The organism is Kitasatospora sp. NPDC057904, assembly GCF_042887925.1.
Classification (GTDB): domain Bacteria; phylum Actinomycetota; class Actinomycetes; order Streptomycetales; family Streptomycetaceae; genus Kitasatospora.
The window spans coordinates 384,990-407,466 of the sequence record NZ_JBHVOL010000008.1 but is presented as its reverse complement, the minus strand read 5'-3'; the positions used below and the strand labels follow the sequence as shown (position 1 = coordinate 407,466).

Genomic DNA, 22,477 nt, shown 5'->3' with positions numbered 1-22,477 from the left:
CGGCTTCAGCCTCGACGACTTCGCCATCGACACCGCGGGCGGCACGGTGACCTGCCCGGCCGGCCACACCGTCGCATTGTCCGAGCCGTCTGGTCAGCACCTGCAGCGCAAGGCGGTCTTCACCGGTCATTGCACCGGCTGTCCCCTGCGTGAACGGTGCAGCCGGGCCAAGGCCGGCCGGATCGTCACCATCCGCCCCGACCACGACCTCATGGCGCAAGCCCGCAAGGCCGCGAGTACACCCGAGTGGCAGGTCGTCTACCGCCGTTGGCGCCCACCCGTCGAACGCGCCGTCGCCTGGCTCGTCGCCCACGGCAACCGACGCCTACGACACCGCGGCACCATCAAGAACGACACCTGGCTCCACACCCGCGCCGCCGCCCTCAACCTGCGAACCCTGATCAACCTCGGACTCACCCACAACGGCACCACCTGGCAGATCGGGGCTGCCGCCTGACAGCGGCAGCCCCGATCACACCAAGATCTTCATCAGCCTTCTAGGACCGCTGCCAGAGGGCCGGTACGTTCGGCGGCTCCCAGCCGGCCATGGCGGTGTGCGCCTGGAGGCAGACGTAGGAGGCGCCGGAGTAGGTGACGCGGTCGCCCGCGGCGTAGGTCCGGCCCGGGGACCAGCTGCCGCCGGGCGGCGGGGTGGGCGTGCCGGTCGGGGTCCCGGTGGGGGTCGGCGTCGGGCTCGGGCTGCCGGGGGTCTGCGGGACGTCCAGGACGAAGTCGTACGACCCCTCCTCGCCGGGGCCGGACTGGCGGACGCTCATCAGCAGCCGGGCGTCGAAGATGGTGTCGGTGTTGTTGCGGGGCTCGCCGGGGAAGTAGAGCTGGGTGGTGAGCACCGGCCGGCCGGGGGCCTGGAGCTTGACGTGCAGGTGCCGGGTGCGGCCGGGGTAGAGGCCGGGGACGATCGTGGTGAGCCGGAACGCGCCCTGGGCGTCGGTGAACTGGTGGCCGCGGAAGGTGTAGCCGGCGTTGTCGTAGGCGCCGCCGTCGTCGGCCTGCCAGAAGTCCAGCAGCACGCCGGAGATCGGCAGGCAGGCCCGGCCGAAGACGTAACCGCTGACGGTCAGCGGGGTGCCGGGCCCGTCCGCGGACAGGTCGGCGCGCAGCGGGGAGTCGGGTTTGAAGTAGGGGCCCTCGGTCTGCTCGATGGTGGGCTCGTCGCCGTCGTGGCAGGCCGGGGTGGGGGTCAGGGCGCGGCCGCTGCCGGCCTGTTCGCGGGCGAGCGCGACGCCGCCGCCGAACAGCAGCGGGGCGGCGCCGAGCGCCGCGGCGGCCTTCAGGACGGTCTTGCGGCTGATCCTGCCGTCGGGGGTGGGCATGTGCCTGCTCCTTCGGGGGGCACGGATGACGGAAGCGGGGGGTGACCCTTGTCGTGGTGGGGGCATGACAAGGGCCGGACCGGTCGGCCGTCCGCGCGCGCCGGCGCGGCCACCGGTGGCCACCGGCAAACCTACGGGCCGTCCGGGCGCGCCGCGATGGACGCGATCCTGGGATCGTGGTGATTTCCGCCGACCCCGGTCCGGAACTCCCCCGGCGTCATACCGGTCTCCCGCCGGAAGAAGCGGCAGAAGTAGGCCGGATCGGCGAACCCGGCCTCTTGAGCCACCTGACGGACCGTCAAAGTCGTGCAGGCGAGCAGGCGTTTGGCCTCCAGGGTCTGCTGGCGGCGGATCAGCCCGCCCGGTGTGCGGCCGGTGGCCTGTTTGACGAGCGTCTGCAAGTGGCCCGGGGACACCCCGAGTTCCTGCGCACTGGAGGCCACCGAGTGCCGCACCCCGCCGGGCCGGGCGATCAACCGGGTGAAGGCGGCGGCCAGTTCACCCGGGCGGCCCGAGATCGCCCCCGGCTCGCCCGGGGAGGCGGCGCGCAGGGCGCGGACGATGAGGATGTGCAGACTGGCCTGCAGCACGCCCTGGAATCCGGGCGGCGTGGTCAGGAACTCGTGCTCCATGTCGGCGAGCAGAGCGCCCACCGGGTCTGCCTGGTCGCCGAGGTCGAGGCCCGGCCGGGTGGCCAGGGCGCGCAGGGCGGCGAGGTCGCGCGGCCGGCCGAGCAGGAAGTCCTCGTTGAACAGGACGACCCGGCCCGCGAGTTCGTCCGCGTCCGCCCAGTAGTGCACCTGGCCGGGCGCGATCACGCACAACTGCGGTGGTGCCAGCGGCCGGTGAACCAGGTCCAGGACGTGCGCGCCGCGCCCGCCGGTGACGTGCACGATCTCGTAGAAGGAGTGCCGGTGGGGGAAGCCGGCCCGGGAGAGCGGGCCGATCGTGTCGAACGTGCCGATGGCGAACGGGAGCAGGTGCGGCAGCGGGACCTGGAGGCGGTGCAGCGGCAGGTCCGGCGTGGCACGGGGAGTGGGGGTGGTCCGTCGTGCGTCCATCGGAGCAGTGTGCTCCGGCCCGCCTGACAGGTCCATACCACCGATTCAGCCGAAGGACACGCCCTACACCGGCGGCCAGGGGATCGCGGGCCAGTCCTCGGACGGCAGCGGGTGCAGCCCCGTCCCGCGCAGCCCGTCCACCCGGGCGCGCGTCGCGGCCAGTTCGGCGGCCGTCAGGTGCGGGGCCAGGCGCGCACCGAGCTCGCCGTCCAGCTCCCCGGCCAGCCGGGCCAGCATCTCCAGCGCCTCGGCCGACAGCGGATCCCCGGCCCAGCCCCACAGCAGCGTGCGCAGCTTGCCCTCGGTGTTGAAGGTGACGCCGTGGTCGATGCCGTAGACCCGGCCGTCGGCCGCCGGGATCAGGTGACCGCCCTTGCGGTCGGCGTTGTTGAGGACCGCGTCCAGCACCGCGAGCCGGCGCAGCCGGTCGTCGTCGTGGTGGACCAGCAGCGCGGTGCGCCCGCCGCCGACCTCCGCCCGGACGATCGGCAGCCAGCCCGGCTCCGGGCCGGACGGGTCCTGGAGGGCCAGCAGCGGGTCGGCCTCCGGATCCGGTTCGACCCACAGCTGCACCATGCCGGGCCCGTGCGGTCCGTCGCGCAGCACCGTCGGCGGGACCAGCGCCCAGCCGGTCGCGGCGGACAGCTCGTACGCGGCGACCTCGCGGCCCGCGAGCGTGCCGTCCGGGAAGTCCCACAGCGGGCGCTCGCCGGCCACCGGCTTGTAGACCGCCTGAGCACTCAGCGAGCCGAGCGCGACGGTGCAGTAGAGGGCCGCGTTGGAGGCCTCGGTGAGGCGGCCGTGCACCGTCAGCCCGCCCTCGCGCAGCAGCGCCAGGGCGGTGGGCACGTCGGCGGCGAGGGCCGCGGCCGCGGCCGGGTCCGCCTGGGGCGGGGTCTCGGTGTTCAGCGCCGGTAGCCGTTCGCGCGCGGGCACAGGTGGCCCTCCGGGTCGAGCGGCAGGTTGCAGAACGGGCAGGGCTTGCGGCCGGCCGCGACGAGGTCCAGCGCGCGCTTGGCGAACACCCGGGCCATCGCGCCGGACAGCCGCACGCGCAGCATGTCCGGGCCGTCGTCGTCGTCCTCGAACACCGCCTCGGCGGCCTCCTCGTCCTCCTCCTCGACCAGCGCCTGTGCCTCGACCACGAGGCAGCCGTCCACGCTGTCCCAGGCCAGGGCCATCGTGCCGACCCGGAACTCCTGCTCCAGCGGCAGGTCCAGCGGCGCGGTGTCGAGCAGGTCCTGCGGGGCGGCGGCCGGGATGGCGGGGTCCCCGCCGCTGCGCCGCAGCGCCTCGTCCAGGACCTCCTCGATCCGCTCGGCGAGCGCGGCGACCTGGGTCTTCTCCAGCAGCACGCTGGTGATCCGGCCCCGCGCGCTGGCCTGCAGGTAGAACGCCCGGGCGCCGGGCTGGCCGACGGTGCCGGCCACGAACCGTTCGGGCTGGTCGTAGAAGAAGACCTGACGGGGCACGCTCTCGCTCCGGATCGTGTCGCTCTGATGCGGATCCGCCGGGGGGATCGCGCGGGATCGTTGGACTCGTTAGTCACCCTACGACCTCCGGGCCCCGCCGGGGGAGCCGAGCCGGAGGCCAGGGCCGGGATGGCACCCGGTGGGTCAGGCGGTGCCGCCGACCACGGCGTCACCGGCCGGCGCGACCGGCGCCGCGCCGTGCCGGGGCGCGAGCGAGGCCAGGTCACCGGTGTCGCCCATTCTCAGCACGAAGGGGCGCTGCGGCGTGTAGCGGATCACGGTGACCGAGCACGGCTCGACGCTGATCCGCTGGAAGTGGTCCAGGTGCAGGCCGAGCGCGTCGGCGACGACCGCCTTGATGACGTCACCGTGCGAACAGGCCAGCCAGACCGCGTCGTCGCCGTGCTCGGCGGCGATCTTCCCGTTCCACTCGCGCACCGCGTCCACCGTGCGGTGGCTCAGCTCGCGCAGCGACTCACCGCCGGGGAACGCCGCGGCGGCGGCGTGGTCCTGGACGGTGCGCCACAGCGGCTCCTTGGCCAGCTCGGCCAGCGGGCGACCGGTCCACTCGCCGTAGTGGCACTCGCCGAGCCGCTCGTCGACGGCGGGACCGCCCAGCTCGGGCCGGGCGGCGAGCAGCGGCTCCAGGGTCTGCCGGCAGCGCTCCAGCGGGCTGCTGACGACCTGCGCCAGCGGGATGCCGGCGAGCCGGTCCGCGAGCGCGGCGGCCTGCGCGCGCCCGGTGTCGTCGAGGTCCACCCCGGGCGTCCAACCGGCCAGGATCCCGGCGGTGTTCGCGGTGGAGCGGCCGTGGCGGACGAGCAGCAGGGTCGGCATGGGGCCTAGCCTACGGCCTCCGCGCGGGGGCGCGGGCGGCGGGCGGCTCTCCGTGGCGGGCTCGGTCCGGGGCGGGCCGGGGTCCCCGGGCCACAATGGCCCGCATGATCGTCCACTGCGCCATCTACCGCGACGGCCGTCTGGTCGAGGAGCTGCCCGGCCCGGCGGGCACCCGCGGAGCCGCCGCGGCCGCCGGGCCCGGCGGCTTCGTCTGGATAGGCCTCTTCGAGCCGACCGCCGAGGAACTCGGCTGGGTCAGCGCGGAGTTCGGGCTGCACCCGCTGGCCGTCGAGGACGCCGCGAGCGCCCACCAGCGGCCCAAGGTCGAGGCCTACCAGGGCTCACTGTTCGTCGTGCTCAAGTCCCTCGGCTACCACCCGGACACCCGCGAGGTGACCACCGGCGAGGTGATGGTCTTCGTCGGCGCCGACTTCGTGCTGACCGTCCGGCACGGCGGGGACAGCCCGCCCGGCGGCCTGCGGCAAGCGCTGGAGCACCGGCCCGACCTCGTCACGTACGGCCCGAGTTCGGTGCTGCACTCCGTCTGCGACACCGTCGTCGACAGCTACGTGGACGTCGCCGCCGCGCTCCAGAACGACCTGGACGAGTTGGAGGCGGAGATCTTCGCCCCCGGCCGCACCGGCAGCGACGCGGCCGGGCGGATCTACGGCGCCAAGCGGCAGGTGATGACCGTCCGCCGGGCCACCGGTCCGCTGCTGGAGCCGATGTCGCGCCTGGAGCGCGGCGCCGCCTTCGTACGCCCCGAGGCGGCGCCCTACCTGCGGGACGTCGCCGACCACCTGGCCCGGGTGAACGACCAGGTGGACGGCATGGACCGGCTGCTGTCCGACATCCTCGCCGCCAACCTGGCGCAGGTCAGCGTGCAGCAGAACGACGACATGCGGAAGATCTCCGCCTGGGCGGCGCTCGCCGCGGTGCCGACGATGATCGCCGGCGTCTACGGCATGAACTTCGACGACATGCCCGAACTGCACCAGCCCTGGGGGTACCCGGCGGTCCTCGGGCTGATGGCGGTCGTCTGCGTGGTGCTGCACCGGGTGTTCAAGCGGCACGACTGGCTGTAGGAGCCGCTTGGCGCCAGGACACTCCTAGGCGAGGCCGGCGCGCTCCAGGGCCTCGACTCCCGTGCGCAGCGCCTGGATCCGCTCGTCGAGGCCGAAGCCGCCGGGGGCCAGGGTGAGCGTGGTGACGCCCGCCTCGGCGTAGGCCTGCATGCGGTCGGCGATGCGGGCGGTGTCGCCGATCAGCGCGGTGGCGTCGATCAGGTCGTGCGGGACGGCCGCGGCGGCGCCCGCGTAGTCCTTGGCCAGGTACTTCTCCTGGACCTCGTCGGCGGCCTGCTCGTAACCCATGCGCCGGGCGAGCTGGTTGTAGAAGTTCTTCTCCTTGCTGCCCATGCCGCCGATGTACAGCGCCGCGTAGGAGCGCAGCGAGTCGACGCCGGCCTTGATGTCCTCGCCGACCACGATGTTCACCGTCGGGCAGAGGTCGAAGCCGTCGAGCGTCAGCCCGCTCTTCTCGCGGCCGGCCCGCAGCGCGTCGAGGGAGAGCCCGGCGTGCTCGGGCGAGAAGAAGATGCCGAGCCAGCCGTCGGCGATCTCGCCGGTCAGCTCCAGGTTCTTCGGGCCGATCGCGGCGATGTACAGCGGGATGTGCTCGCGCACCGGGTGGACGGTCAGCTTGATCGGCTTGCCCGGGCCGCCGGGCAGCGGCAGCGTCCAGTGCTGCCCCTCGTGCACCAGGCGCTCGCGGGACATCGCCTTGCGGATGATCTCCACGTACTCCCGGGTGCGGGCGAGCGGCTTGTCGAACTTCACGCCGTACCAGCCCTCGGAGACCTGCGGGCCCGAGACGCCGAGGCCGAGCCGGAACCGGCCGCCGGACAGCGTGTCCAGGGTCGCGGCGGTCATCGCGGTCATGGCCGGGGTGCGGGCCGGGATCTGGAAGATGGCCGAACCGACGTCGATCCGCTCGGTCCTCGCCGCGACGAAGCTGAGCACGGTCGCCGCGTCCGAGCCGTACGCCTCGGCCGCCCAGCACACCGAGTAGCCCAGCCGGTCCGCCTCCTGGGCCACGGCGATGTTGTCGGCGTCCATGCCGAGTCCCCAGTAGCCGAGGTTGATGCCGAGTCGCATGTGCCGAACCTTCCAGTCGGGTGGGCTTGGTGGTGAGGGTAACCGGGTGCCCCGCGGTGATGCTACTGGTCGGTAGCGGCGGATCCGGCCACCGCGCCGCAGGCCGCCCGGCGTTGATCGTCCTGCGGGTCTGCGCACCTGTCCGTGCACCGGCCGCTACGCTCAGCCGACGTGGGGAGTCCCGTTCCCACCTGCGCGTTCACAGGGCCATCGGGGGCGCCCCGGGCCCGCCGAGTGGAGGGCCCGTCGGATGGAACATCGTCACCTCGGCCGTACCGGCCTTCAGGTCTCCCGGCTCGGCCTCGGCACCATGACCTGGGGCCGCGACACCGACGAGCACGAGGCCGGCGAGCAGCTCAAGGAGTTCGTCGACGCCGGCGGCAACCTGGTCGACACCGCCGACGTGTACGCCGACGGCGGCGCCGAGTACCTCCTCTCCCGCCTCACCGACAGCCTCGTCCCCCGCTCCGAACTCGTCATCGCCACCAAGGCCGGCAGCGTCCCGGAGTCCCGCCGCCGCTTCGACTGCTCGCGCGGCCACCTCCTCGCCGCCCTCGACGCCTCGCTGCGCCGGCTCGGCACCGACTACGTCGACCTGTGGCAGGTGCACGCGTTCGACCCCGGCACGCCCGCCGAGGAGACGCTCAGCGCTCTCGACATCGCCGTCAACTCCGGGCGCGCCCGGTACGCCGGGGTCTGCGACTACAGCGGCTGGCAGCTCGCCAGGGCCGCCACCTGGCAGAGCGCGCACCACGGACGGACCCCGCTCGCCGGGGCGCAGCTGGAGTACTCGCTCCTCCAGCGCGGCATCGAGCGCGAGGCGCTGCCCGCCGCCCTGGACGCCGGGGTCGGGCTGCTCGCCTCGTCGCCGCTCGGCCGCGGGGTGCTCACCGGCAAGTACCGGCACGGCGTCCCGCAGGACTCGCGCGGCGCCTCGCCCTACCTGACCGGCTTCGTCCAGCCCTACCTCGGGGAGCGCTCGCGGCGGATCGTCGACGCCGTCGCGACCGCCGCGGACGGGCTCGCCAGCAGCCCGCTCGCGGTCGCCCTCGCATGGGTGCGGGACCGGCCCGGGGTGGCGAGCGCGCTGGTCGGGGCGCGGACGGCGGCACAGCTGCAGGCGGCGCTGTCGGTGGAGGCGCTTACGCTTCCGGGTGAGATCCGCGGCGCGCTGGACGACATCTCGTCCCCGGTGCACCGCTACCCGGACCAGGGGTGGACCGAGGTCTGACCCCTGTCGAGCAACACACGCAGTGGAGTGACCTTTGGAGCGGACGATGAGTGACACGGAGAACGGCGCTCCGGAGGCCGGCTCGGCGGGTCCGGCGGGTCCGGTGAGTCCGGCGGGTCCGGTGAGTCCGGCGGGTCCGGCGGGTCCGGCCGACAAGGCCGCGGCGATCGCCGAGCTGGCGCAGCGGATCCGCAGCGTCGGGCCGCAGGCGGCGGCGCCCGCTTCGGCGGCCGCTCCGGCAGGTGCTCCGGCGGGTGGTTCCGCCGCCGTGCCGCAGCCTGCCGCGGGCTCCGGCCCGGCTGCCCCGTCGGCCGCCGCCGCGTCGTCCGCGCGCGCCGACGGCGGCGGCGAGCAGCCGGCCGACGCCCTGCGCGCCACCGCCGAGGTCCTCACCGCGGGCGGCGCTCCCGCCGAGCTCGCGGCCGCCGCCGTCGCCGAGTTCGGCGACGACGCCGCCGAGCGGCTGCGGGCGGACCCGTGGGCCGTGCTCGGCCTGCCCGGCGTCCGCCCGGAGCACGCGGACCGCTTCGCCCGCGCGTTGCTCGGCCCCGACGCCGAAGCGGGCGACGCCCGGCGCGCCCAGGCCCTCGTGCTGTGGCTGCTGGAACAGGCCGTGCTGCGCGGGCACTCCGCCCTGGAACTCGCCGAGGTCGCGGCCGGGCTCGAACGCCTCCGCATGCCGGAGCCGGCCGCCGCGATCCAGGCCGCCGTCGAGGACGGGCGGGTGCTGCCCTTCCAGGAGGAGGTGACCGGGCCCGAGGCGCACGGATCGGGCGACGAGGACGACGAGCCGCCGACCCGGACGCTGCTCGCGCTGGAGCGGCTGGCGATGGCGGAGGACAGCCTCGCGGAGGGCCTGCTCCAGCTGATGGCCACGTTCGTGCCGGGCGAGGACCCCGACGATGCCGAGGACGTCGCCGCGGCGCCGGAGGATGAGGGCGGCTCGGAGGACGAGGCTGCCGCTTCCGAGACCGACGGGTCCCATGACGAGGGCGCTCAGGACTCCGCCGCGCCCGCTGAGCCAGCCGAGGCCGCCGAGGCCGCCGCGCCGGCCGAGGCCCCCGCCCACGCCCCCGGCCCGACGGCGTGGGCCGCCGCCGCCGAGGCCGCGCCGTCCTCGTCCGCGACGGCGCTCGTCCGGGCCGTCGCCGACAGCGCCCTCGTCCTGCACACCGGCGGCGACGCCGCCCGTGCCGAACCGGCCGCGCTGCTCACCACCGCCGCCGGCCTCGGGCTACGCGCCTGGGCCGCCACCTGGACCGACCAGGGCCGCGCCGCCTTCGCCGCCCTCGCCGGGCCCGACGCCCGGGTCGTCACGCTCGCCGAGCTGCTCTCCGGCACCGGCGGCCCCGGCCGCTCGTCCGACGGCACGCTCGCCCTGGACCTCCTGGTCGTCCTCGACGCCCCGCTGCTGGACGTCGAACTCGCCGCCACCGTCCTGGAGTCGCTCGCCGACGGCACCCGGCTGGTGCTCAGCGGCGACCCCGGCCAGCTCTGGTCGGCCGGCCCCGGGCGGTTCTTCGCCGACCTGCTGGCCGCCAAGGTCTGTCCGGCGGTCGCCTCCCGCACCCCGGACTTCGGCCCGATCGGCGAGCTGGTCTCGGGCATCGGCATCGGCGAGCTGCAGCCGGTCGAGGCGCCGGACAAGGAGGTGGTCATCCTGACCGCCAGGGACGGCGCCGAGGCGGTCCACCGCGCCGTCCAGCTGCTCACCGACTCGATCCCGCGTGCCCTCGGCATCCCGGCCGAGGAGGTCGTCCTGCTCACCCCCGGCCACGGCGGCCCGGGCGGCACGCGGGCGCTCAACGCCGCCGCCAAGGCCCGGCTCAACCCCGGCCCCGGCCGGTTCGGCGGCTTCGACCCGGGCGACCGGGTGGTCGAGTCGCCCGCTCCGGGCATCACCCGCCCGGCCCGGGTGCTCGACGGCGACGCCGCCGGGCTGCACCTGGAGTACGCGGACGGCACCCGCCGGACGGTTCCGCCCGCGGACGCGGCACGGCTGCGGCACGGCTGGGCGCTCACCGTCCACCAGGCGCTCGGCCGACGCTGGCCCGGCGCGGTGGTCGTGCTGCCGGAGGACGCCGGCCCGGCGCTGACCCGGCAGTGGGTCTACACCGCCTTCGGGCGCGGCGAGCGCCACCTGTCCGTGGTGCACGCGGCGGGCCCGGCGCTCGCCCAGGCCGTCGCCGAGAGCCCGGCGCAACCGCGCACCACCCGGCTGCGGGCGATCCTCGCGGAGAACGCCGCCGCGGAGTACTGAGGCCCGGCCCGGAGAACGGGGACGGGAACGGAAGAGAGCGGGCGGCTCCCACGCCGTGGGGGCCGCCCGCTCGCACGTCCTGGCCGCGTCAGTCGTCGAGGTCCTCGTCGTCGTAGACCTCGCTCACGTCGAACCGGCAGATGAGCAGCTGCGGGTCGGCGTGGTCGAAGGGCTCCGGCAGCCACTCCCCCGGCTCGGTCGGCTCGGCCGCCGCGACCCAGAGCGTCGAGTCGGCCTCCTCCAGGCCGAACTCCTCGCTGCGGGCCGCGATCTCGTCCGGCTCGTACTCGCCGAACAGCACACCGATCGCGGCGTTCACGCCGCCCTCGCCGCCCCCGCCCGGGGTGAGCGACTCGTCGAGCCGCTCGGCCTGGGCGCGCAGCCGCTTGGGGTCGACGACGTGGTAGTCGCGGCGGATCAGCACGCTGATCGCCTCGGGCTGTTCGGGGCCGTGGTAGCCCCCGGGGCCCTCGTCCCCGGGGACCTCGAAGGGGGTGACCTCGTCGTAGACCTCGTACAGGAGTTGGTCGTAGGCGATGGCCGCCGTCGCGAGCTGCTCGTAGGCGGCGGACACAGCGGGATCATCCGCTGCGCTGGGGCTTGACACCGCTTCCAGATGACGGTCGATGGCGGCCTTGACCGCCTCGGCGGCGGCGCGTACCTCGGCAATGGTGGGCTGCGCGGCATCAGACATGGTGCAGACGCTATCTCCCCGCGGTGTCGGTACGCACAGCGGTTGTCACCTACACCCGCGATTTCACCGCAACTTCCCCCCTGATGTCCGATCTGCTCGCTTTCGTCCCCGCGTGAACCCGGCGCACGAGGAGTGCGGACGGCTCGCCTCGGCCGTTCACGGACGGCTTCGCGCGCCGGGATCGGGGTATCCCGTCCACAGGAGAAACGGAACTGATGCACAGTCAGCGGAGGGGGTGGCCGGGCGGCCGTCCAGCGCCCCCCGGGCGGCCCGCCGGCGGCCTCCGGGACCGGGCCGGCCGGCGGGAGGTCGACCGGAAATACCCGGGCCCGCTGTCGGAGCCAGGCCGTAGGCTTGCAGGCAGGCGAACCTCAGGAGGAGCGTTTTGACCCCACCGAAGACGGTCCGGCAGCCGGAGTACGAGTACCAGTCCCTGCGCATGCCGCGCGGCACCTCGCGGAACGCGGCACGCCAACTGCTCACCGAGCACGCCGAGTACGGACACTGGGAGCTCGACCGGCTACGGCTCTTCCCGGACGGGAGCCGGACGGTCCGGCTGCGGCGGCGGATCATCCGGCAGGTCCGCAACTGGTGACGGGCGGGGCCGCCCCGCACCGGACGGCCGGTACGGGGCGGCCGACCACACGGCGCACCGCACCGCTCGGCGCACACCGCTCAGGGCACACCACTCAGCGCACACCGCTCGCGGCACGGCTCAGGACTCGATTCACGGCACGGTTCGCGCCCGGCGTCCACGCGCCCGCGGCCGTCCGGTCCTCCCGGAGGCCGCGGGCGCGCGTCGTTCCGTGCCCGGAGCGCCTCAGCGGGCGCCGGCGCGGGCCCGGCGGTAGAGCACGCCACCGCCGAGCAGCAGCGCGAGGCCGGCCGCGCCGAGCAGCTCGACGTCGCCCGCGCCGGTCGACGCCAGCTGGCTGCCGGTGGCGGCGGCGGCCGTGGTGGCCACGCCGCTCGTGTGGGCCGCGGCCGGGACGGCACCGCTGCCCGGTCCGCCGCTGCCGCCACCGCTGTTGCCGCCCGCGGCCGACCCGACGGCCGGGGTGGAGGCGGCCGGGGTGCTGCCGGTGGACGAGCCGCCGGTGCGGCCGCTGCCCGGCGAAGTCTCACCGCCGCCCTGCGGCGGGGTGGTGGACGGGGCGCCGGACGGCGGGGTGGGAGCGTGGCTCTCGGGGCAGTCGTCGGTCGGCCGGGGAGCCGGCGGCGCGACGTTGCCGCAGGCGTTGCCGAAGGCCGGGTTGCCGACGCCGACGACGTTCACCGAGTTGCCGCAGGCGTTGACCGGGATGTGCACCGGGGCCTGGACGCTGTTGCCGGAGGCCACGCCGGGCGAGTCGGTCGCGGTGCCGGACGCCGAGGCGCCCGAGGCGGAGGAGCCGCGGGTGGCACCGCCGTTGTCGCTCTTGCCGCCGCCCTGACCGCCCCCGCCGCCCTGGTGGCCGCTCACGTTGGCGCAGTGGTTGCCGTAGGACGGGTTGAGCGCGCCGACCACGTCGACGGTGTTGCCGCAGGCGTTGATCGGCACCTCGACCGGCACCTGCACCGAGTTGCCCGAGGCCACGCCCGGCGAACCCGCGGCACCCCCCTGCGCCTCGGCGCCCGCGTAGGCGTAGCCGGCGGTCGAGGCCAGGACACTGCCCGTGGCCACGGCCGTGAGGATCCCCTTCTTGGCTACATTCCTCATGTATTCCCCTGACGTATGACGTATCCGTATGACGTATCGAAACGACGTGACGACCTTCCGAACGTCCGAAAGTCGGACTTTCCGAATATCCAGATATCCCGCAAGGTCTTCGACTGCACAGGAGTAAACGAGACAGTCACGGCGAGGTTGGGCCGAACGCATCAGCTTCACCCGATCGAGTGGACGCGTCCGTTCGCCGTATCCGGGCGCCCCGACCCGCCGCCACCCTGGCCCGCCTCAGAAACGCAAGAACCCCCGGCGGCGGGGAGTCCCGCCGCCGGGGGCCGAGCTTCTGAGCCTTAGAAGTTGGCGCAGTGGTTGCCGAACGTCGGGTTCAGAACGCCGATCACGCTGACGGTGTTGCCGCAGACGTTGACCGGGACGTGAACCGGGACCTGCACCAGGTTGCCGGAGACCACACCCGGCGAGGCGACCGCAGCACCCTCGGCCGCCGCACCGCCGTGGGCGGACGCGACACCGGCGGCGGCGAGGACCAGCCCACCGGTGGCAGCGGCGACGGCGGCGATCTTCTTGACCTTCATCATTCCTCCTGTTTTGGCATCGCAACCCGTTCGGCGGGCTGCACAGGGATGAACGACGGTGTGGCAAACGGGGTACGGAACAGATTTGCCATTCACCCGCAACGGTGAGGACTCGCACACATGACCACCGCCGAATTCCAAGCAGGATCGTTTCTGTCGATCTCCCCGACCGCGTCCCAAATCATTAGCTCCGACAATGCGGACGGCCCGCCCCCGGAACCCCGGGGGCGGGCCGTCCCGACTCGGACGCCGACTCGGACGCCGGCTCGGCAGGCCCGGCTCGGCGGGCCCGGCTCGGCGGGCCCGGCTCGGCGGGCCCGGCTCGGCAGGCCCGACTCGGCGGGCCCGACTCGGCGGGCCCGACTCAGCAGGCGTCGATGAACCGGTCCAGCACGCGCACGCCGAACTTCAGCCCGTCCACCGGCACGCGCTCGTCCACGCCGTGGAACATCCCGGCGAAGTCCAGCTCCGGCGGCAGCTGGAGCGGCGCGAAGCCGAAGCAGCGGATCCCGAGGTCCTGGAACGACTTGGCGTCCGTCCCGCCCGACAGGCAGTACGGCACCGCGCGGGCGATCGGGTCCTCCGCGCGCAGCGCCGTCTGCATCGCCTCGACGAGCGCGCCGTCGAAGCTCGTCTCGATCGCCTTGTCCGAGTGCAGGCTCTCGCGCTTCACGCGCGGGCCGAGGACGCTGTCCAGCTCGGACAGGAACTCCTCCTCGTAGCCGGGCAGGAAGCGCCCGTCCACGTGCGCGGAGGCCTGGCCGGGGATGACGTTCACCTTGTAGCCGGCGCCGAGCATGGTCGGCTGGGCGGTGTTGCGCAGCGTGGTGCCGATCATCTTGGCGATGCCGCCGAGCACCCGCAGCGTCTCGTCCATGTTCTCCGGGTCCAGCTCGACCCCGAGGGCGTCGGACAGCTCGTCCAGGAAGGCCCGGACGGTCTTGGTGATCCGCAGCGGGAACGTGTGCCGGCCCAGCCGGGCGACGGCCTCGCACAGCTCGGTGATGGCGTTGTCGTCGTTCTCCATCGAGCCGTGCCCGGCGCGGCCCTCGACCGTCAGGCGCATCCAGTGCATGCCCTTCTCGGCCGTCTCCACCAGGTAGAGGCGCACCTGGTCGTTGACCGTGAAGGAGAAGCCGCCGACCTCGCCGATGCCCTCGGTCACGCCCTCGAACAGCTCCGGGTGCTTGTCCACCAGGAACCGCGCGCCGTACGTGCCGCCGGCCTCCTCGTCCGCGACGAAGGCCAGCACCAGGTCGCGCGGGGGCTTGCGGCCGGTGCGCAGCCGGTCGCGGACGACGGCGAGGGTCATCGCGTCCATGTCCTTCATGTCGACCGCGCCGCGGCCCCACACGCAGCCGTCCGCGATCTCGCCGCCGAACGGGTCGTACGTCCAGTCGGCGGCGTTCGCCGGGACGACGTCGGTGTGGCCGTGGATCAGCAGGCCCGGGCGGGACCGGTCCTCGCCCTCGATCCGGACGACGGTCGAGGCCCGCCCCTTGGCCGATTCGAAGATCTGCGGTTCGACGCCGAACTCGGCGAGCTGCTCGGCCACGTACTCGGCGGCCTTCCGCTCGCCCGGCCCGGAGCCGTCCCCGTAGTTGCTGGTGTCGATCCGGATCAGATCGCGACAGATCCCGGCGACCTCCGACTCAGCCGTCACCCTCGGCGTCGCCGACTCGCTCCGCTCGCTCACGGTCACTCCTCGTCTCTGGCCCGCACCGGCGCACCAGCGCGCCACCCCCGGGATCTGCACCCGGGCCGTACGAGCACGTCCGCCCATCCTCCCGCAGGCCCCCATCGGGATCCACCCCCCGCACGCGCCCGAAACCCCCTGGTCACGCCCCCGCCACACGCCGTCCCTTGCCCGTGTCACCGCCCCCGCTCCCCCGCGCGGAACCGTTTTGGGAACGCAAGCCGATCTTTGCTACAGTTACATCTGTCAGCGCGGCCGACGGAAAGACGGAAGCCGCAAGGACAACACCCGGTCCGGGTGGCGGAATGGCAGACGCGCTAGCTTGAGGTGCTAGTGCCCTTTATCGGGCGTGGGGGTTCAAGTCCCCCCTCGGACACGGAACATCCCCTCGGGGCTCGCGAGAGCACCGGGGGGATTTCGCGTTTTCCGGGGCCGTTTCCCAGCCGTTTCCGGGGAGCCGTGGGGCGGGTGGGGGTTGCGGACATGACATGGACACCCTTGCCCAACGGAATGGTCTAGTCCACACTGGCCGTCGGCCCGGGAGGGCCCCGGGGCGGGCGGACGAGGGGGAGGCCATGGGGGGACGGGACGCGGCGCCGGGGCTCCCTTGGGACGGTCCGGAGACGGGGGGCGAGACGCTCGGCGCGCAGGTGCAGGGGCACCGGCGGCGGGCGGGGCTCAGCCAGGAGGACGCGGCCGCCCGTGCCTCGATCAGTGCCCGGGCGCTGCGCGACATCGAGCGCGACCGGGTCAACCGGCCGCAGGCCGGAACGCTCCAGCGGCTGGCCACGGCCCTCGGGTTGAGCGGCGCCGACGTCGACCGGCTGCTGACCGCCGCCCGCGCGCGGCCGGCCAGGAACACCGGCCGGCTGCGGTTCCTGATCCTCGGCCCGCTCGTCGTGCAGCGCGACCGGACCCCGCTCGCGGTCACCAGCCCGATGCAGCGCCGCCTGCTCGGACTGCTCGCGCTCAAGCACCCCGAGCCGGCCACCCAGCAGGAGATCGCCGAGACGCTCTGGCCCGCTGGCCCGCCCGGCTCGCGGCAGAGCCTCGTCCACACGTACGTCAGCCAGGTCCGCCAACTGCTCGAACCCGCCGCGCCCAGGGCCGGCGCGAAGCCCGCCGTCGCCCGCACCCCCACCGGCTACCTGCTGGAGGCCGCCTGGAGCCAGCGCGACCTCGGGCACTTCGACGAACTCCTCGCCCGCGCCAAACGCGCGCTCGCCGCGGCGGACCCCGTCCTCGCGTACGAGTCCCTCACCTGCGCCCTGGAGTGGTGGCGCGGGCCCGTGCTCGCCGACGCCGACCCGGCCTTGCGCAACCACCCCGCCGCCGTCGCCGCCAACGAGCAGCGGACCGAGGCCGTCCTGCTGCACGCCGACGCCGCGCTCCGGCTCGGCCGCCCCGAGGACGCCGTGCGCCGGCTGTGGGAGATGGTGCGGGAGGAGCCGCTGCACGAGGGCCTGCACGCCCGGCTCGTCCTCACCCTCGCCAGCTGCGGCGAACAGGCCGCCGCGCTCAAGGTGTTCACCCGCTTCCGCGACCGGCTGGACGAGGAACTCGGCATCGCCCCCAGCGAGGAACTGCGCGAGGCGCACCTGCGGGTGCTGCGCCAGCAACTGCCCCGCGCACGGCGCACCGGCACGGACGAACCGTGGACCCCTGCGGCACCGGGCCCGGCCCCCGCCGTCCGGCCGGCCCAACTCCCCGCCGAGGCCGGGGCGTACGTCGGCCGCCGCCGCCAACTCCGGGAACTGGACGGCCTGGTGGCCACGAACCCGGCCGTCCGGCAGAAGGTCGTCGCCGTGGTGGGCGCGCCGGGCGTCGGCAAGACGGCGCTCGCGATGCACTGGGCGCACGCGCGGCGCGACCACTTCCCGGACGGGCAGCTGTTCGTCGACCTGCGCGGCCACTCCCCCGTGCCCGCGCTGCGCCCCGGCGACGTCCTGGCCCAGTTCCTCCGCGCCCTCGGCGTGCCGCCCGACCGGATGCCCGCCGACGAGGACGAGGCCGTCGCGACGTACCGCACGCTGCTCGCCGACAAGCGGATGCTGATCGTGCTGGACAACGCCCGCGACCCCGAGCAGGTCCGGCCGCTCATCCCCGGCGCGCAGGGCTGCGGCGTCGTCATCACCAGCCGCACCCGGATGGCCGGGCTGGTCGTCAGCGACGGCGCCCGGCAGCTGGCCCTCGACGTGCTCGGCCCGGACGACGCCCTGCGGCTGCTCGCCCACACCGCCGGCGCCGAGCGGGTCGCCGCCGAGGAGGAGGCCGCGCGGGCGCTGGTCCAGCTGTGCGGCGGGCTTCCGCTCGCGATCAGGATCGCCGCCGCCAACCTGCACGCCCGCAACACCGGCATCGCCGTGTACTGCACCGAGCTCGCGGGCGACGACCTGCTCAGCCGGCTGCGCGTCGAGGGCGACCGGCACGCGACCGTCAAGGCCGCGTTCGACCTCTCCCACCGTGCCCTGCCCGAACCGGCCCGGCGGATGTTCCGGCTGCTCAGCCTGATGCCCGGAGCGGACGTCACCGTCCACGGCGCCGCCGCCCTCGCCGACACGACCTCCGCCGAGTCCGCCCTGCTCATGCACCGGCTGACCGACGCCCACCTCGTGCAGGAGCGCTCCCCCGGCCGGTTCGGGCTGCACGACCTGCTGCGCTCCTACGCCCGCGAACTCGTCGTCGGCGACGAGGTGCACGGCGCCCGCGAACGGCTCTTCGAGTGGTACCTGCGCCACGCCGAGGCCGCGGCCCGGCTGCTCGACCCGACCAGGCCCGCGGCCGGCCCCGGACCGGCCGCCGCCACGCTCGTCCCGGACCGCGCCCAGGCGGCCGCGTGGCTGGACGCCGAACGGGACAGCCTGGTCGGCGCCGTCCTGCACGCGGCCCACTCCGGCTTCCCCACCGTCGCCTGGCGCCTCGCCGAGAGCCTGCACGGCTACCTCTCCCGGGGCATGTACACCATCCAGCGGCTGCGCGTCGCCACCGCGGGGCTCGCCGCCGCCGTCACCGACGGCCGGCTCCGCGCCCAGGCCACCGCGCAGTTGCAGCGCGCCGACTGCCACTGGACCCTCGGCAACAACGCGCTCGCCGTCACCCTCTTCGGCAAGGCCCTCGACCTCGCCGGGCGCGCCGAGTGGCCGGCCGGCCAGGCGATGGCGCTGCGCCGGATCGGCGCCGCCCACCAGGAGAACGGCAGCATGCGCCTGGCCTCCGACTACCTCTCCCGGGCCCGCGAGCTCACCGAACGCGCGGGCGGCGCGGGCACCGCCGACGACCTCACCGACCTCGGCCTGATCTGCTGGAAGCTCGGCCGCCTGCCCGAGGCCGCCGACCACTTCACCCGCGCCGCCCGGCTCTACCGCGACCTCGGCTCCGTCCGCGGGGAGGCGATCGCCCACACCAACCTCGGCATCGCCCACCGCGCCATGGGCCGCTCCCGGGAGGCGATCCGGGTGGCCGGCGCCGCACTGGCCGTCCACGAGGCCACCGGCAACCGGACCAGCGAGACCGTCGCCCTGAGCTGCCTCTCCCGCGCCCACTCCGACCTCGGCGACCACCGCACCGGCCACCGGCTCGCCGAGACCGCCCTCGCGACCGCGCGGGCGCTCGGCAACCGCCGGCTGGAGGCGAACGCCGCCTTCGTCCTCGCGATCGCGCTGGAGCGGGCCGAGCGGCTGCCCGAGGCCGCCGACAGCTACCGGCAGGCGCTGCACCTCGCCGAGGTGGTGGACGACCGCTTCCCGCAGGTGTCCGCGCTCGTCGGCCTGGCGACCGTCCAACGTCGGCTCGGTGAGCGGCAGTTCGCCCTGCTCACCGCCCAGCAGGCGCTCGGCCTGGCCCGCGAGTCGGAGTTCCGGCTGCTGGAGGCCTGCGCGCTCGACGTGCTCGCCCACGTCCGCGTCCTGCTGGGCGACCCGCGCACCGGCGCGGACCTGGCCGCGGAGGCGCTCGCGCTGCACCGGGAGACCGGCCACCGGCCCGGCGAGGCGCGCAGCCACCACGTGCTCGGGCACGCGCACGCGGCGCTCGGCGCGCCGGAGGAGGCGCTCGCGCACCGGCGCGCGGCGGAGCGGATCTGCGAGGAGACGGGGACCGGAGCCGTCCTCTGAGTCACGGCCGAGCCCTCACGGCCGGGGACGGCGGCGCGGACGGACCGGGCGGGCGGACCGCACGGACGGACCACGCGAACAGACCGCGCGGGCGGACCGTTGCCCCCGGAACAACTGCTCCGGAAGTTGCGGCCACTTCTTCCGGTCGCCCGGCCGCCACCCGCCCGCCCGCCGGATCGCCGAGCTCAGCCCCCGTACGCGGCCCCCGCCGACCGGAAGTTCCGGCCGCACCCCCTCTGGTGCGACTACAGCCGGTCCAACAGCCGCCCTCCGTACCGTGATCCAGAACCCCCCACACGACCGCCGCGATCCATGAGGTGACACGTTGCCACAGCTCACGGTCGACTTCGCCGGTGCCCGCCCCGCACGGTCGGGCCCCCTCTCGTTCGGTCACGCCAACATCGTCCGTGCGATCAGCATCGACGACGACCCCACGCGCCTGAACCTGGCCATGGTCTTCGGCGTCCCCGCCGACGGCGGCCCGGACCGGATCGCCGCCCAGCTGCGCACCCTGCTGGAGCGCCACGAGTCGCTGCGCACCACGTACGTCCTCACCACCCCGCCCACCCAGCGGGTCGCCGCCTGCGGCACGCTGGTGGTCGAGCTGGTCGAGTCGGACGGCGACCCCCTGGGGACGGCCGAGCGCACCGCCCGCCGGCTGCGCGCCCGCCCCTTCGACCTGGAGTCCGAACTCCCCTTCCGCGTCGCCGTGGTGACGGCGGAGGGCGTCCCGAGACAGCTCGTCTGGGTGGTCACCCACGCCGCCATGGACGTCGCCGCGTGCGAGGTGCTGCACGCCGAGTGGGCCGCGCTGTGCGCCGGCCGCGAGCTGCCGGAGCCGCCCGCGCTGGAGCCCGTCGACGTCGTCGGGCTGGAGCGCTCGGCGTCCGTCCAGCGGATCGGCGCGGGCGCCGTGCAGTACTGGGGCGCCCAGATCGGCCGGGTGCCGCAGGCCGTGTTCCCGCCGCCCACCGGCACCCCGGCCAAGACCGACTGGCTGCACCCCGGCCTCGCCGTCCGCTCCACGGCCGCCCCCGCCCAGCTGGCGGCCGTCGCCGAACGGACCGGCGCCAGCGCGTCCACGGTGGTGCTCGCGGCCCTCGCGGTGCTCGTCGGCCACCGCGCCGGGCACGGGACCGTCGCGGTGACCTCGCTCTCCGGCAACCGCGTCGTCCCCAAGCTGCGCGGCTTCTTCGGATCGCTCGCGCAGGACGCGCTGCTGCCGCTCGACCTCGACGGGCCGACCGGCTTCGACGACGTCGTCCGACAGGTGCGGGCGGCCGGGCTGCCCGCGTACCGGCACAGCTGGTTCGACCCGACGGCGGTCTGGCGGGCCATCGAGGCGGCGAGCACCGAACGCGGCATCTCCTTCGCCCGCGACCTCGTCTTCAACGACATGAGCGCGCTGGCCGCCGCCGCCGGCTCCCCCGACGAGTCCGCGCGCGGCCGGCTGCCCGGCGTGTGGATCCCCGGCCACCAGGAGCCCGCCGTCCCGGAACCGGGGCTCGGCGGCAGCGTCGGGTGGGTGCCCCCCGAGGACGTGCCCTGCCGCTTCTTCGCCTGCCTGTACCGGCTCACCGGGGAGTTCGAGCTGACCCTGTGGCTCGACCCGCAGACCCTGGCCGACGCCGAGGCCGAGGAGTTCGGGCGCGCCCTGCTGCGCCTGTTCGCGGCCGCCGCCGAGGAGGACGTGGCGCTCAAGGAACTGCCCTCGCTCACCACGCTCGCGCCGGTCGAGCGCGGCCCCGGCTGGTACCTCAGCGACCGCTCCTGGGTGGAGCTCGCCGCCGTCCGGACGCTGCTCGCCGAGGTGCTGGCCGGCACGCCGCACCTCGTCACCGCCGAACCGGACGACGACCTCGGCCACCGGCTGGTGTGCCACCTCCCCGGGCCGGCCGACCCGCGCGACGTCCAGCGGCGCGCGCTGGCCGCGCTCCCCGGGCGGGTCGGCGCCATCACCCCGCACCGCTACGTGGTGCACGACGGCGCCCCCGAGCCGGCCCGCGCCGACGACCCGCGGGCCTGGGCCGGGCTCCCGGTGCTGTCCGACTCCTCCGGCCGCCCCGCGGAAGGCGACCTGACGTGAGCGCCACCGACACCAGCGCCGACGAGGCGAGTCCCACCGCCACGGGTGCCGAGGACGCCGGTGCTCCCGGCGCCGCCCTGTGGTCCGCCAACTTCCGCCGCTACTTCGGCGCCCGCACCGGCTCGCTGCTCGGCGACGCGATGCTGCCCGTGGCGCTGTCCGTCGGCGTCCTGGACAGCGGCTACGGCACCGCCGGGGTCGGCTACGCGCTGGGCGCCTGGATGGCGGCGCTCGCCATGGGCGTGCTGTTCGGCGGTGTGCTCGCCGACCGGTTCACCCCCCGCCGGATGATGGTCCTCGCCGACCTCGTGCGCCTGGGCATCCAGGGCGCGCTCGCCGTCGCGTTCGCCCTCGGCACGCCGTCGCTGGCCGCCATCGTCGCGCTGCAGTTCGCGAGCGGCCTGGCCACCGCGCTGTTCCAGCCCGGGGTGGCCGGACTCGTCCCGCAGGTCGCGCAGGACGTCCAGCGGGCCAACGGCGCGCTGCGGATCGCCGAGTCGCTGGCCGGGGTGGCCGGGCCCGCCCTGGCCGGGGTGCTCGTCAGCTTCTCCGGGCCGGCCGTGGTGTTCGCCATCTACGCCACCACGTACGGGATCAGCGCCGCCTGCCTGTTCGCGCTGCGGCTGCCGCCGCGCGCGGGCGAGCCGGCCGGGGAGTCGTTCCTGCGCCAACTGGTCGAGGGCTGGCAGGAGTTCCGGGCCCGCTCGTGGCTGTGGGGCGTCATCTCGGTCTTCCTGCTGTACGGGTGCTTCGTGGCCGGCCTCTCGCTGCCGGTCGGCACGGACCTCGTCGTCGCCGCCCACGGCTCCACGGTGCTCGGCACCGGCCTGGCCGCCATGGGCGTCGGCGGGCTGGTCGGCGGCGCCGTGGCGATGCGGCTGCGCCCGGCGCGGCCGCTCGCCTTCGGCACGATCGGGTGGGTGCTGTTCGCGCTGTACCCGCTGACGGCGGCGGTCCGGCCCGACGTGGTCGTGCTGTGCGTCGGCTGGGGCCTCGCCGGGGCCGGTCTGGCGCTGTGGTCGGTCCTGTGGGCGACCACCGTCCAGACGCAGATCCCGGGCGACCTGCTCAACCGGGTCTACGCGTACGACGTGGCCGGCTCGCTGCTGTCGATGGCCCTCGGCCGCGCGCTGGCCGGGCCGATCGCCCGCCTGACCGGGGAGCGGACGCTGATGTTCGCGTCCTTCGGCGTCGGGCTGGCCTGCAGTGCCGTCCTGCTCGCGGCACCGGCCGTCCGCAGGCTGCGCGCCGCCGAACCGGGCGGCGGACGACCGGACGAGGACTGAGTGGAGGCGAT

General features: G+C 75.0%; 18 protein-coding genes and 1 tRNA gene. 9 read left to right on the top strand and 10 right to left on the bottom strand.

Annotated elements, in window-relative coordinates:
• Nucleotides 1-457, top strand: a 457-nt coding sequence (locus tag ACFVSN_RS22820) for a transposase (RefSeq protein WP_387956463.1), incomplete at its 5' end; no start/stop codon positions are given.
• Between the two features lie 40 nt (nt 458-497).
• Here ACFVSN_RS22820 and ACFVSN_RS22815 read toward each other — a convergent pair.
• From ACFVSN_RS22815 to ACFVSN_RS22795, 5 genes are all read right to left on the bottom strand, one after another.
• Nucleotides 498-1,334 (bottom strand): carbohydrate-binding protein, encoded by an 837-nt coding sequence (locus tag ACFVSN_RS22815; protein WP_387956462.1) that lies wholly within the window; start codon nt 1,332-1,334, stop codon nt 498-500.
• Nucleotides 1,335-1,465: 131 nt separating this feature from the next.
• Nucleotides 1,466-2,395: an AraC family transcriptional regulator gene (locus ACFVSN_RS22810; RefSeq protein ID WP_380445477.1), complete on the bottom strand. Its 930-nt coding sequence runs from the start codon at nt 2,393-2,395 to the stop codon at nt 1,466-1,468.
• A 63-nt stretch (nt 2,396-2,458) separates the two neighbouring features.
• Nucleotides 2,459-3,244, bottom strand: a complete 786-nt coding sequence (locus ACFVSN_RS22805; RefSeq protein WP_380445494.1) for an SCO1664 family protein — start codon at nt 3,242-3,244, stop codon at nt 2,459-2,461.
• A gap of 56 nt (nt 3,245-3,300) precedes the next feature.
• Nucleotides 3,301-3,867: a DUF3090 domain-containing protein gene (locus tag ACFVSN_RS22800; protein WP_380445478.1), complete on the bottom strand. Its 567-nt coding sequence runs from the start codon at nt 3,865-3,867 to the stop codon at nt 3,301-3,303.
• 144 nt (nt 3,868-4,011) lie between these two features.
• Entirely contained in the window at nt 4,012-4,704 is a 693-nt protein-coding gene (locus ACFVSN_RS22795; protein ID WP_387956461.1) for a histidine phosphatase family protein, read from the bottom strand.
• A gap of 95 nt (nt 4,705-4,799) precedes the next feature.
• On the opposite strand from ACFVSN_RS22795, the gene ACFVSN_RS22790 reads away from it, so the two are divergent.
• Nucleotides 4,800-5,789 (top strand): magnesium and cobalt transport protein CorA, encoded by a 990-nt coding sequence (locus ACFVSN_RS22790; RefSeq protein ID WP_387956460.1) that lies wholly within the window; start codon nt 4,800-4,802, stop codon nt 5,787-5,789.
• 24 nt (nt 5,790-5,813) lie between these two features.
• Here the strand turns inward: ACFVSN_RS22790 and ACFVSN_RS22785 are convergent, their stop codons facing one another.
• A complete protein-coding gene (locus ACFVSN_RS22785; protein ID WP_380445481.1) occupies nt 5,814-6,860 on the bottom strand; it encodes an LLM class F420-dependent oxidoreductase in 1,047 nt (348 codons plus the stop codon).
• A 250-nt stretch (nt 6,861-7,110) separates the two neighbouring features.
• Between ACFVSN_RS22785 and ACFVSN_RS22780 the strand changes: the two genes are divergently transcribed.
• Together ACFVSN_RS22780 and ACFVSN_RS22775 are read left to right on the top strand one after the other, a co-directional pair.
• On the top strand, nt 7,111-8,091 hold the full coding sequence (locus ACFVSN_RS22780) for an aldo/keto reductase (RefSeq protein ID WP_387956459.1): 981 nt from the start codon (nt 7,111-7,113) through the stop codon (nt 8,089-8,091).
• Nucleotides 8,092-8,137: 46 nt separating this feature from the next.
• Nucleotides 8,138-10,351, top strand: coding sequence for a helix-hairpin-helix domain-containing protein (locus ACFVSN_RS22775; RefSeq protein ID WP_387956458.1), 2,214 nt, complete (start codon nt 8,138-8,140; stop codon nt 10,349-10,351).
• Nucleotides 10,352-10,439: 88 nt separating this feature from the next.
• Here ACFVSN_RS22775 and ACFVSN_RS22770 read toward each other — a convergent pair whose 3' ends face one another.
• Nucleotides 10,440-11,045: a hypothetical protein gene (locus ACFVSN_RS22770; RefSeq protein WP_359972352.1), complete on the bottom strand. Its 606-nt coding sequence runs from the start codon at nt 11,043-11,045 to the stop codon at nt 10,440-10,442.
• A 385-nt stretch (nt 11,046-11,430) separates the two neighbouring features.
• Between ACFVSN_RS22770 and ACFVSN_RS22765 the strand changes: the two genes are divergently transcribed.
• Nucleotides 11,431-11,640, top strand: coding sequence for a DUF5703 family protein (locus ACFVSN_RS22765; protein WP_359972350.1), 210 nt, complete (start codon nt 11,431-11,433; stop codon nt 11,638-11,640).
• Nucleotides 11,641-11,865: 225 nt separating this feature from the next.
• Here the strand turns inward: ACFVSN_RS22765 and ACFVSN_RS22760 are convergent, their stop codons facing one another.
• From ACFVSN_RS22760 to ACFVSN_RS22750, 3 genes are all read right to left on the bottom strand, one after another.
• Complete coding sequence (locus ACFVSN_RS22760; protein WP_387956457.1) at nt 11,866-12,708, bottom strand: chaplin family protein; 843 nt, start codon at nt 12,706-12,708, stop codon at nt 11,866-11,868.
• A gap of 335 nt (nt 12,709-13,043) precedes the next feature.
• A complete protein-coding gene (locus tag ACFVSN_RS22755; RefSeq protein ID WP_380445485.1) occupies nt 13,044-13,286 on the bottom strand; it encodes a chaplin in 243 nt (80 codons plus the stop codon).
• A gap of 364 nt (nt 13,287-13,650) precedes the next feature.
• Nucleotides 13,651-14,982 carry a M20/M25/M40 family metallo-hydrolase gene (locus ACFVSN_RS22750; RefSeq protein WP_387956456.1) on the bottom strand — a complete coding sequence of 444 codons (1,332 nt, stop codon included), beginning with the start codon at nt 14,980-14,982 and terminating at the stop codon, nt 13,651-13,653.
• Nucleotides 14,983-15,273: 291 nt separating this feature from the next.
• Between ACFVSN_RS22750 and ACFVSN_RS22745 the strand changes: the two genes are divergently transcribed.
• The 4 genes from ACFVSN_RS22745 to ACFVSN_RS22730 all read left to right on the top strand — a co-directional run bounded on the left by ACFVSN_RS22745 (nt 15,274) and on the right by ACFVSN_RS22730 (nt 22,466).
• A tRNA-Leu gene (locus tag ACFVSN_RS22745) sits at nt 15,274-15,358 on the top strand.
• A gap of 199 nt (nt 15,359-15,557) precedes the next feature.
• Nucleotides 15,558-19,094, top strand: coding sequence for a BTAD domain-containing putative transcriptional regulator (locus tag ACFVSN_RS22740; RefSeq protein WP_387601663.1), 3,537 nt, complete (start codon nt 15,558-15,560; stop codon nt 19,092-19,094).
• Nucleotides 19,095-19,419: 325 nt separating this feature from the next.
• Nucleotides 19,420-21,180 (top strand): condensation domain-containing protein, encoded by a 1,761-nt coding sequence (locus tag ACFVSN_RS22735; protein ID WP_387956455.1) that lies wholly within the window; start codon nt 19,420-19,422, stop codon nt 21,178-21,180.
• Nucleotides 21,177-22,466: an MFS transporter gene (locus tag ACFVSN_RS22730; protein ID WP_387601669.1), complete on the top strand. Its 1,290-nt coding sequence runs from the start codon at nt 21,177-21,179 to the stop codon at nt 22,464-22,466. The genes ACFVSN_RS22735 and ACFVSN_RS22730 overlap by 4 nt, the downstream gene beginning before the upstream one ends.
• The last annotated feature ends 11 nt before the right edge of the window (nt 22,467-22,477 follow it).